The sequence below is a fragment of the Bacillus zhangzhouensis genome (assembly GCF_000715205.1).
Lineage (GTDB): Bacteria > Bacillota > Bacilli > Bacillales > Bacillaceae > Bacillus > Bacillus zhangzhouensis.
The window spans coordinates 103857-115541 of sequence record NZ_JOTP01000012.1 but is presented as its reverse complement, the minus strand read 5'-3'; the positions used below and the strand labels follow the sequence as shown (position 1 = coordinate 115541).

Here is an 11685-nt window from a genome sequence, read left to right as displayed (position 1 = left end):
TCATAATAAATTAAAATACAGGTTTTATTCTTTTCGTCACCTGTTACTTTTGCTCATGTTATCAGTGTGATTTCATCTTCTTTCAGTTGACGAACGACAGGCGAGACAAGTTCACTTTCAAAGCCAGGCAATATTTGTTCTCCGCCTTCCAAAATGGTGACTTTCGTTCCAAATCTTGCAAACATCTGTCCTAGTTCCACCCCAATATAACCGCCCCCAACTACGACAAGATTTCTTGGAATCTTGGGAAGGGATAGTGCTTCAGTGGAAGACAATATACGACCTCCGAAAGGGAGTGATCTAATTTCAATTGGGCGGGAACCGGTTGCTAGTATTAGATGTCTGAAGGTGATACGCTTTTCCCCTTGTTCGAAATGTTGAATCGCTGCTGTATGCTGATCGATTAAGAATGAATGTGGCAGACGTATACTCAAAGTAACCTCAACAAGAAGAGAGAGGAAGAAGAGTATTTATGAAAAAAGTATTTTATTTAGCCGCTTTATTTTTAGCTGCATTAAACTTACGGCCGATCATTACGTCTGAAACATGAGTTTCTCTACAATCTGAGCCCTTAAAAGGGCTCTTTTTCTTCTTAGTTTCATGTGAAGTTGTTTAGATTGGATATCTAATGTTTTGGATTTGTAAACAATAGTTTCACGCCAAAGCCTACTAACACTAAACCTGTTATTCTATCAATGGTCGTTTGAACTTTTGCTGATAATAAGAATTTTTTGATGTAGCCAAGAAGCAATACAATCGTTGAAAACCACAATATAGACAATAGAGCGTATATTGAACCCATCACGACAAACTGAAAACTTGTATTCAATCCTGGTGTGACGAATTGAGGTAAGAATGTTAAAAAGAAAATAGCTACCTTTGGATTTAATGTATTTGAGATGAATCCCTGTTTAAAAGCAGAATGTTTTGGCGTTTCGACCTTATGAGGTGGGGCGGCTTCTCTCTCTTTTTTATTCATGAAAGAAGACACACCTAGATAGATGAGGTAAATAGCGCCTAGATATTTAATGATTTCAAATGCTAAAGCAGACTTCATTAGAATTAAGGAAAGTCCAAATGCTGCAGCAAGTGTATGAATAAGAGCGCCTGATGTTAGACCTAACGCCATCTTGATCCCATCAGATTTTCCGGTACCTATGGTTCTTTTCGTGATTAAGGCAAAATCAACTCCAGGAGAAGCAACGACAAACAGAGTAAGAAGAAAAGTCAGAAAATCATTCATATCCATACGTCCTTTCAAAAGTAATAATCCATACTAACGCACAAATGTATAGATTGCAATTCGTATGAGTCATGATGAAAACGCTATTCTTTTTCATTTTTATCTGTCTTTTGGTTTCGGTTACACTCTATACCATCATCAATCCATAAAAAAATTGAAGCGAGAAAAGTGATAATAGAGCATGCAGATCAAATCGCTGACTTACGAGTTGCTGGTCGGTGTACATAAGCTATTTTAATTCTTCATGTTTTTATCTCGCTGATCAGCTTGTTCTTGCTTTGAAAAAGTCTATCAACCATTCGGACAGCTGCTTGTGCGCTTTGCTCACAAATCGATTTGCATAATAAGTTAACTCCAGGTGCCGAATAGGAGCAGGCCCAGATATAGGGATAGAGACAATATTAGGCCATGTTGAATGTTGTTTTAATAGCCCTCTTGGCTGGATGGTTGCACCGATACCTGCTTCAACTAACTGCAATAAAGAAGATGCGGACCCAACCTCCATGACGGTGTCCAATTCAAAACCATGTTTTTTACATACGTCATCTACTAAATCCCTGCCTAAATAACCCTTCGGATACATAACTAAAGCATGCTGCGTCAGCTCTTCCAACGTCACTTCACTCTTTTTTGCCAGCTCACTGTCAGAATGAACAAATAATTCGTAGGGCTCACTTCCAAGTGGAACTTGAACGAGACGCTTATCTGCAGGCCCACGCAGGCCAATGCCGAGATCCACTTTATGCGAAAGCACCTCTTCACGAACGAATATGGTTGAAAATGCCTTCAGATTGATTTCAGGATAATGTGTTTTGAATTCTACAAAAAGCGGAACAAGCTGAAAGTCAAGATCGGAGGGTAGTACTGCGAGACGAACGGTTCCTCGCTTTTCAGATAACAGTTCTTTCATGGCACTTTTCGCATCTCTTTCAGCTTGAAGCATTTTCATGCCATATTGATAAAGCAGTGAACCAGCTTCGGTTGCAACCACTTTTTTGCCGATTCGATCAAAGAGTGGCATCCCAAGTTCTGCTTCAAGCAGCCGAATCTGCTGACTTAGTGTGGGCTGTGATATCCCTAAATGCTCTGCGGCTTTTGTGAAATGGAGATGATCGAATACTGCCATAAAATACGTAATGTTTCGAGTATCCATATTTCATCCTTTCATGAACAATAGTATTTTACTATCATCATAATACGAATTATTGTATTGATCAATGAATGTGGCAGACGTATACTCAAAGTAACCTCAACAAGAAGAGAGAGGAAGAAGAGTATTTATGAAAAAAGTATTTTATTTAGCCGCTTTATTTTTAGCTGCATTAAACTTACGGCCGATCATTACGTCTGTGGCCTCCATGATGAGTATGATTCAATCGGAGCTTGGAGTAAACGCACTGACAGCGAGTCTTTTAACCACATTACCGGTCTTGTGTATGGGGGTGTTTGCTCCTGTTGCGACGACACTCAGCCGCCGGTTTGGTTTAGAGCGAACCATTTTTTTCTCGATCCTCCTTATTACAATCGCCACCGCACTGCGTGGTACGAGTCAATCTGTTGCGATCCTTCTCATGACTGCGTTTGCAGGAGGGATAGGAATTAGCTTTGCGGGACCATTATTGTCCAGTTTTATCAAAAAGTACTTCCCGAAAAGTCCGGGAATCGTCAGTGTGTATTCTATATCGATGACAATAGGGGCAGCACTTGCTTCGGGCTTCACAATTCCAATTTACCTTCGCAGTCAGCATAACCTTCCGATTGCATTGTCTTGCTGGGCTATTTTAGGGGTTATCGCACTAATCCTATGGCTAGGTCTAGCTCGGAAAAAACAAAAGGCTGGACATGAAACCTTGCCGCTCAGGCTGCCGCTGCGAAACAAAAAAGCCATTCAATTCACTCTGTTCTTTGGCTTTATGTCCAGCATGTTCTATTCGTTGACGGCATGGATTTCACCCATTGCTCTTAGTTTCGGAAATAGTCCGCAATATGCTGCCATGCTGCTTACGGTATTTACGCTTATTCAGATTCCGGTGGCATTACTCGTTCCGGGAATCGTAAATCGCTTAGGAAAGCCGAAATTATTTCTTGTCTTATGCAGTGTGTCAGAGCTGATTGGCCTCATATTTCTTCTACTGCCATTGCCGATCTTGCCAGCCGTTATTTTCCTAGGTATGGGGGCAGGTGGATTATTTCCTTTAGCGCTTATGCTCCCGATTATAGAGACGCGTACTCCGGAGGAAGCTGGTACGTGGTCAGCTATGTCGCAGATGGGTGGGTACATCATGGGAGGGTTTGGTCCATTTTTCATTGGCTTGGTTTTCGATCTAAGCGGACATTTCCATGCTTCCATTGTTGCGATGCTCGTCATCGTTATGCTGATGATTGGCGTTCAGTTGTCTATGAATCTCGGAAAACAACGCAAAGTAGGACCCAATTAACGATCAAATGAAATCGCCACAGCCTATTTTCAAAATAGGCTGATGACGCTTATGATGCTTTATTTTTAGAAGCTGCACTCGAAACCATTTATTGTGCAAGATACTTTTCAACTTTACGGCTGGCCATTTCTGCGGCTTCCATGATGATTTCACCTAACGTTGGGTGAGGATGAATTGTCATTGCTAAATCTTCTGCTGTAGCGCCAATTTCAATAGAGAGAGAAAGTTCTGATATAAGAGTAGATGCTTCAGCACCTACGATTTGTGCTCCTAAAATAAGACCAGATTCAGCATGGGCTACAATCTTCACAAAGCCTTCTGGTTCTTTTAATGCTAGCGCTTTACCATTAATAGAGAACATTGATTTGCCAATGACAACTGGAATGGATTTTAGCTTACAATCAGTTTCACTCAGTCCAACGCCGGCCAATTCTGGGCTGGAAAAAACAACAAGTGGGATCGCTTTATAATCTATCATTGAGGGTTTACCGCTGATAGCTTCTGCTGCAACCTTCGCTTCATAGGAAGCTTTATGGGCTAGAGCAGGACCATGGATGATATCACCAATGGCATATATATGCGGAATTGATGTTCTGCATTGTTCATCAATTTCAATCAGTCCTTGAGGGGTCATGGACAACCCGATAGAATCAAGACCTAATGTTCCATCTGTATTCGGTTTCCTTCCTACAGTAATCAGTGCATATTCCGCATTCACCGTGTAGCGCACTTCCTGCTTCTCATAATGAAGGTCAATTCCGCTTGTATGCTGGTCGGCACCTGTGACGTTTGCTCCTGTTATCAGTGTGATTTCATCTTCTTTCAGTTGACGAACGACAGGCGAGACAAGTTCACTTTCAAAGCCAGGCAATATTTGTTCTCCGCCTTCCAAAATGGTGACTTTCGTTCCAAATCTTGCAAACATCTGTCCTAGTTCCACCCCAATATAACCGCCCCCAACTACGACAAGATTTCTTGGAATCTTGGGAAGGGATAGTGCTTCAGTGGAAGACAATATACGACCTCCGAAAGGGAGTGATCTAATTTCAATTGGGCGGGAACCGGTTGCTAGTATTAGATGTCTGAAGGTGATACGCTTTTCCCCTTGTTCGAAATGTTGAATCGCTGCTGTATGCTGATCGATTAAGCTTGCTTCGCCTTCTAGAATTGTAACTCCCGCTGACTTTAACAAAAATTGGACGCCTCCAGCTTGTTTTTTCACAACAGCTATTTTAAACGCTTGAGCTTCCTTGAAAGAATCGCCTTCTTGAAAAACACCCAATTGTGTGCGGAGTTTGAAACGCTCTGCTTCTGCAATTAGTGCTTTAGAAGGAATACAACCTACATGGGTGCATACTCCGCCTAACTGATCACGTTCTACAATCGCTGTCTTCATGCCAAGATTTGCTGAACGTAATGCCGCCACGTAGCCTCCCGGACCTGATCCAATCACTAAGGTATCTACTGTCTCTAAATGAATCATTTCATGTACCTCCACCTCAAAATATGATGATCATAATATATTATAGTCATCATATTTTAATGAAGTCAATACCATCTGGGTGAGGGAAGATGGATTTCAGTCAATTGACACAAGATAATATGATGAATATAATATTTTGATAAATACGCTTAGAATGAGTGAAAGAGAAGGGGGTTCGGAAGAGATGCCTTATCCGACAGGCCATAAGTTAAAAGTCAGAGAGCAGATCATTGAAAGTGCTGCAAAAGCATTTCGAACAAATGGCGTTCGTCATATCAGTTTACCATTCATCATGAAGGGGGCAGGTCTAACTCATGGCGGGTTTTACGCCCACTTTAAGAACAAAGATCAGTTGGTGATAGAGGCTTTTCATTTTGCCATTAGCGATACGATAAAGCTGTTGCAAAATGTAGCTGACAAGAAAGCAGACCAGCCTCGAATTCAGACCATCATTGAATTCTATTTAAGTTCCGTTCATAGGGATCAGACGGAGGTCGGTTGTATACTGCCTGCATTGGCAGGGGAGGTTTCTCAATTATCGCAAGAGGTTCGACAAGCCTATACCGATGAATTGAAGCGATTTATGGAGTTTATAGCCGATACGGCAAACATTGATGTCTCTACCAGTTACGCGCTAGTAAGCAGCCTGGTCGGTACAATTGCTCTAGCACGCGCTGTCAATGATTCGAATTTCAGTGATCAATTATTACTAGCAGGCAAGATACAGGCAAAACGCATCCTAGAGGTGGAATCACATCCAAATTAAAACATAGGGGTTGATGTGATGCTGATTAGAGAATCAAGTACCATAGACTATCCTCTATTTTGAATCCCGTCACCAGTCACACTCAAACGTGTCTCCAAAATCACAAAGCGCTCTCTTTTTATAAAAAAAGGGCTGGAAGGCTGTTGTAGAAGAAGGGGAATCTGGATATGAATACTGGTTCCTTGTTTATGAAGAAATGTAATGGCATCTACTATGATTCACACGGCTCCTCTAAAGGGGCTTTTTTTGCGGTTTCTTTTCGGTGTCGAATGATTCTTGAAATGATAATATATGTCATTATAGGGAAAATAGAGGAAGGGGTAAGGATTGATGGAGAAAGTACTTTCTTCTCACGTCGGCTTGAAAATCAATGAATGGTATTATCATATTCAAAGATTTAACGTGCCGGATGCCGAGGCATATAAAGAAGAAATCAAATCGATGCTCTATCATATGGAAGAGAACCAGGATTTATTATTGTATTTCTCACTCATGGAATTTAGACATCAATTAATGCTAGATTACTTGACTCCTTTAGAAAATGGAAAAGAGCGAGCCAACTTTAGGCAACTAGCAATGAAGATAAAAAAGGATCAAGAGAAATTAACAGGATTACTCGAGTATTACTTCAATTTTTTCTACGGCATGTACGAATTTGAAAACTATGAATACCTAAATGCCATTACCTTCTATAAGCGGGCAGAAAAAAAGCTATCTCTTGTCAGTGATGATATTGAACGTGCTGAGTTCAATTACAAGATGGCTGAAATCTATTACCACATGAAACAAACCCACATGTCCATGCATCATATCGCCCAGGCGATAGAGTGCTATAGAGAAAAAGATACATACACAGTAAGAGAAATCCAATGTTCTTTTGTCATTGGATTAAACTATATCGATATGGGCTGCCCCGAAAAAGCAATCCCCCATTTTGAATACGCACTAGAAAAAGCCGCCGACAACTCAACAAAACGATTAAAAGGATCAGCGCTTTATAATTTAGGGTTGAGTTATTTTCATAACAATGAACTATTAATGGCAATTAAATACTTTAACGAATCTATTCATTCATTTAAAGAACAAGGATATGAGCATCTAAACAAAATTCTTGATCCGCTCGTCATGTTGACAAAATCATACTTTAAAAGTGAACAGAATGATTTAGGTTTGTATGCATTAAATTATGGGATTGAACTAGCTGAAAAATTAAAGGATGATATTTTTATCAATACATTCATTATGTTGAGATCACTATATATCGATAACGATGTTAGCCGTATAGAAGAATCAATGGCTTATTTGGAATCAAAGTCTTTTTTTGCAAATCTTGAAGATTTAGCGAAAGATGCAGTGAAGCATTATAATAAAGCAGGAGATATAGAACGCTCAAACGAATTTTATGAGAAGATTCTATATTTCCAACACCAAATTAAAAGGGGAGACTGTCTTTATGAAATTTAAGTCAGTAGCAACCGTATTAATAATTGTCAGTGTGTTATGTGCTTTTAGTTATGTTTCATCAAACGATATCCATAATGAAGCCCAAAGAGGACATACATCAAGTATCGGTTATTTTGTTTAAACTAAAAAAGCCCTTTGAAGGGCTTTTTATCTAGTATTAGTAAAGGTTGAATACTAAAGGTATTAAACAGAATGGTTAGCTATACTCTATTTTTTACATATTTAGTAATCACATGAATCAGTCTACAAAAAACATACTGAGGATAAGCAAAAGACAATGGTAAAATCAATAATAAGTGAGCGGCCAATGGTCGTTCTTTTTTGTTTTTAAAAAACGAACATCTTATAAATGATATTCCTAAATATGTATTTTTTATAATGAATTCATTTATTTTTAATAACCTACTGCATTATATTTTAAAGGATGTTACCGTTGGATGTAAGGAATGATTGGCCAATCTTCCAATAAAGTGTTGGAGGGAAATCATGAATTACAAAATTGAAATGTTAAAGAATATGAAAATGGTGTATATGAGAAATATAGGACCATACGGCAGCAAAAAGAATTTAGATATGATGAAAAGTTTTAAAAAATGGATAGCTCAACATCATTTAAATGATGAATTAGAGGAATATGGGATATATGGTGTTCCTCAAGATCATCCCGAAAGAACTTTACCTGAAAGATGCAGATATGACCTCATGTTAATGACAAATAAAGATTTTTCAAAAGATCAAATGGTTCAGACTGGTCATTTTGAAGGGGGGAAATATGCCGTTTTTACGGTGGCACATACGACTGAAAAAGTGAATTTGTTTTGGAGTCATTTACCCCATGTTATTCAAAACAATCATTTGGACATGCGTCAGGCTCCTATTATAGAGCGATATAGAGAAGAAGAAGGGGAAGATAAGGTGTGTGAGTTCTTACTTCCGATCGTCTAGGTAGTTTGTAGATGCTACGAGATAATAAGGATAATGTAGGAAGCAAAGGGCTCATTCCTTAGAAAGATGAACGAAACCCATTGAAGATTGAAAGATACACAACATATTATGTTCTGAAGGAGTCACAGTTCTATGTGACTCCTCTTCTTAATTAGATGTCATTGATCAAGCGAAGCAGAAATAAAAAATCTGCCTCAACAATTTGGTGAGGCAGATTTTTTATGAATCTTTTACATTATTCGTAAACGTAGCAAGTACCGCTTATAACAGTGACACATTCATAAGTATTAGAGTAAGACTTACCATTCGAATCTCTAGAGAAAACGGTGACGGTTGCTACTCCTTTGCTATTGTAGCCATTCCATTGATATTGATAGCCATCATACTTGTCCCTAATAGGTATTAAATTCGAAGCTGCATCAGCAGGAATTGCAGAGAACATTAAAGCACCAGTGAATACAGCAGCGCCCACTATTTTTTTCATTTTCCCCTTAATCATAAAAACATCTCCCTTTTCATTATATTCTTCTATTAAACAATGTTTAATAGATACTTAAGAGAATAGCAAAAAGGACAGGAGAATAATGTCAAATATTGTCTAAAGCATAATAAGTTCAAAAAATATACATATTTAGTAATTATTTTCATTTTTTTGTTCTGTTGTGCTTGAATGTTTTTACTTAAAAATGAATAAAGATAGACTAGACACGAAAGCGAACATTGATATAGGAATCACTCATTTTATGAGGAGGAACGATAAATGATAAAGCTCTGCCGGGAAGTCTGGATTGAAGTCAATCTTGATGCGATTAAAAGAAATATTGAGGCGATTCAAGCGCATATTCCAAGGAAAAGTAAGATCATGGCTGTAGTGAAAGCAAATGCTTATGGACATGGTTCAGTGGAGGTGGCCAGACAGGCACTGGAAAGCGGCGCGACAGAGCTGGCGGTTGCCAGCTTGGAAGAAGGAATTGTATTGCGAAGAGCGAAAATTGAAGCGCCTATTCTGGTGCTTGGATTTACCCCGCTCGACTGTGTGAAAAAAGCTGCGGCCTGGAGAATTGACTTATCCGGTCTACGTGCGGACTGGATCAATCAAGCCAATGCCATTTTAGCGGAAGAAGAAAGTCAGCATCGGCTTGGCATTCATGTCAATGTCGACACAGGCATGGGGCGACTAGGCGTTCGGACGAAGGAAGAGCTTTTGGAAGTCGTTGAGGCACTTGAAGAAAGTGAGTACCTCAGATGGGATGGAATCTTTACGCATTTCTCAACTGCGGATGAACCAGACCCTGATTTCACATTACTTCAGCACAGTATTTTTATTGATTTTCTTCGTTTTCTAAAAAAACAAGGAATTCCACTGCCTACCGTACATATGAACAATACTGCGGCTTCTATTGCATTTCCTGAATTTAGTGCTGATATGATTCGGCTGGGCATCGGGCTTTATGGACTGTATCCCTCGCAATATATTGAAAGCTTAGATGCTGTACAACTAGAGCCGGCTCTGAGTTTAAAGGCAAGAATTGCTTTCGTGAAGGAAATGGTGACGAAGCCGAGGACAGTCAGTTACGGAGCTACCTATGTGGCAAAGCCTGATGAAGTCATTGCGACCATACCGATTGGTTATGCGGATGGGTACTCGCGTGCTTTATCGAATCGAGGATTTATGCTTTTCAGAGGAAAACGAGTGCCAATTGCGGGCCGAGTCACGATGGATATGACCATGATCAGCTTAGGAGAAATGAAAGCAAAGCAAGGCGAGGAAGTCGTCATTTACGGGCGTCAAAAAGGCGGGGACATTTCTGTCGATGAAATCGCCGAAATGCTCAATACGATTAACTATGAAGTTATCGCTACATTAAGCCGCCGCGTTCCAAGATTTTATCGTCGAGGTGGGAAGATTATTAAAATATCAACGCCGGTGATGTATGTGTGAATTCAATTTTATCTTATAAATCGTTTTGAAAAATGAGAAGGGAAAACCATGATGGAGTTGTTTCTAAAAGCGGATAGCATATTAAAATACGATTAGCCCCCTTTGCATAGCGAGGGGGGCTAATGAGTTTAAGTTCTATTTCACGGCTTGTCTATGATCACTGCTTAAACTCGATACTCTTTATCTAAAATAAGGATTGGTTTAATCGTTGAGCCATTTTTAGAATCTTCAAAGGCTTGTTCAATATCTTCTAATTCATAGAATTTTGCCAGTTTCTCAACTGGAAATTGTCCGTTTTTAAAGAATTTCACTAATTTAGGAATGAATAATTGTGGAACGGCATCCCCTTCTATCACACCTTTTAATGTGAGCGCGTTGAGCATTAAATCATTCGTCACGTTAAATGTTAAATCGCGTTTACCTACTGCTACTGTTGCACAAGTCCCTTTGACACGCAGGCAATGAAGTGCAGCTAGAGTGACTTCTGGTACACCAGTGGTTTCAAATGAGTAATGTGCACCTTTACCTTCCGTTATTTCCTTAATTTTTTCAACTGGATTCTCATGTTTACTGTTGATGACATGTGTTGCACCTAATTCTTTTGCTAGCTCAAGGCGGCTATCATGGATATCAACGGCAATAATTGGATCGCAGCCTGCGATTTTTGCAGCCATTAATCCGCTTAAACCAACAGCGCCTGTACCGAACACAACAAAGCTTGTACCTGGTGCTGGAGCAAGCGAATTTAAGACAGTACCGCTCCCAGTCATTAAACCGCAGCCGAATGGACCTAAGTAACGTAAATCGGTTTCTTTGTCTACTTTTATCACGTTTTTCTCATCAACAGTTGCATATGTCCCGAATGATGATTGGCCAAAAAATTGAGATACATCTTGCTGATCGTGTGTATGAATAGGCGTTTCATTTCGCTTATTACGACCAGAGAAATTTAATTGAATCATGTTTTCGCATCCACCGGCGTTCCCATCTAGACAATTATGACAGTGACCGCAATAAGCGAATCCCAATACAACGTGGTCTCCTTCTTGAACGGTTGTTACATTAGAACCTACTTTTACTACAATTCCAGAGCCTTCATGTCCTAATAAAGCTGGACGTGGTACAGGAAGAGTACCATCTAATACCGTGGCATCAGTATGACAGACGCCAGATGCAACTATTTTGACAAGTACTTCATCTGCTTTTGGGTCATCTAGTAATAAAGTTTGTTTCTCGAAATCTTTTTCATTTGTTGTGACCATTGCTTGAAATTCCATATCATGTGCCTCACTTTTCGTATATTATGGTATTCTATTAAAGATAGATAAATTGTCACATAAATTTCATTTGTATGTGACTTAAGTTGATTGTAAGATGAAAGGTTGTTCATATCAATCAGCAAAA

General features: G+C 39.4%; 10 protein-coding genes and 1 pseudogene. 5 read left to right on the top strand and 6 right to left on the bottom strand.

Going from position 1 to position 11685, the window contains the following annotated elements; all coding sequences use genetic code 11:
- Positions 1 to 56 precede the first annotated feature (56 nt).
- From BA70_RS19545 to BA70_RS11805, 3 genes and pseudogenes are all read right to left on the bottom strand, one after another.
- Positions 57 to 407, bottom strand: a pseudogene (locus BA70_RS19545) (FAD-dependent oxidoreductase); the annotation flags it as partial.
- Between the two features lie 218 nt (positions 408 to 625).
- A complete protein-coding gene (locus BA70_RS11810) occupies positions 626 to 1243 on the bottom strand; it encodes a LysE family translocator (protein ID WP_034322367.1) in 618 nt (205 codons plus the stop codon).
- Between the two features lie 262 nt (positions 1244 to 1505).
- Positions 1506 to 2396: a LysR family transcriptional regulator gene (locus BA70_RS11805; RefSeq protein WP_034322365.1), complete on the bottom strand. Its 891-nt coding sequence runs from the start codon at positions 2394 to 2396 to the stop codon at positions 1506 to 1508.
- Positions 2397 to 2523: 127 nt separating this feature from the next.
- Between BA70_RS11805 and BA70_RS11800 the strand changes: the two genes are divergently transcribed.
- Positions 2524 to 3681: an MFS transporter gene (locus BA70_RS11800; protein WP_034322362.1), complete on the top strand. Its 1158-nt coding sequence runs from the start codon at positions 2524 to 2526 to the stop codon at positions 3679 to 3681.
- Between the two features lie 88 nt (positions 3682 to 3769).
- Here BA70_RS11800 and lpdA read toward each other — a convergent pair whose 3' ends face one another.
- Positions 3770 to 5164: a dihydrolipoyl dehydrogenase gene (gene lpdA / locus BA70_RS11795; protein WP_034322359.1), complete on the bottom strand. Its 1395-nt coding sequence runs from the start codon at positions 5162 to 5164 to the stop codon at positions 3770 to 3772.
- Positions 5165 to 5348: 184 nt separating this feature from the next.
- Between lpdA and BA70_RS11790 the strand changes: the two genes are divergently transcribed.
- The 3 genes from BA70_RS11790 to BA70_RS11780 all read left to right on the top strand — a co-directional run bounded on the left by BA70_RS11790 (position 5349) and on the right by BA70_RS11780 (position 8339).
- Positions 5349 to 5930 (top strand): TetR/AcrR family transcriptional regulator, encoded by a 582-nt coding sequence (locus tag BA70_RS11790; protein ID WP_034322357.1) that lies wholly within the window; start codon positions 5349 to 5351, stop codon positions 5928 to 5930.
- A gap of 330 nt (positions 5931 to 6260) precedes the next feature.
- The gene (locus BA70_RS11785) at positions 6261 to 7394 is read left to right on the top strand and encodes a response regulator aspartate phosphatase (protein WP_034322354.1); all 1134 of its coding nucleotides are present in this window, start codon (positions 6261 to 6263) and stop codon (positions 7392 to 7394) included.
- Positions 7395 to 7880: 486 nt separating this feature from the next.
- Positions 7881 to 8339: a GyrI-like domain-containing protein gene (locus BA70_RS11780; protein WP_034322352.1), complete on the top strand. Its 459-nt coding sequence runs from the start codon at positions 7881 to 7883 to the stop codon at positions 8337 to 8339.
- A 235-nt stretch (positions 8340 to 8574) separates the two neighbouring features.
- Here the strand turns inward: BA70_RS11780 and BA70_RS11775 are convergent, their stop codons facing one another.
- Complete coding sequence (locus BA70_RS11775) at positions 8575 to 8838, bottom strand: hypothetical protein (RefSeq protein WP_034322350.1); 264 nt, start codon at positions 8836 to 8838, stop codon at positions 8575 to 8577.
- Positions 8839 to 9099: 261 nt separating this feature from the next.
- Between BA70_RS11775 and alr the strand changes: the two genes are divergently transcribed.
- Positions 9100 to 10281: an alanine racemase gene (gene alr, locus BA70_RS11770; protein ID WP_034322347.1), complete on the top strand. Its 1182-nt coding sequence runs from the start codon at positions 9100 to 9102 to the stop codon at positions 10279 to 10281.
- A 164-nt stretch (positions 10282 to 10445) separates the two neighbouring features.
- Here the strand turns inward: alr and BA70_RS11765 are convergent, their stop codons facing one another.
- A complete protein-coding gene (locus tag BA70_RS11765; RefSeq protein WP_034322344.1) occupies positions 10446 to 11558 on the bottom strand; it encodes an NAD(P)-dependent alcohol dehydrogenase in 1113 nt (370 codons plus the stop codon).
- Positions 11559 to 11685: the final 127 nt, after the last annotated feature.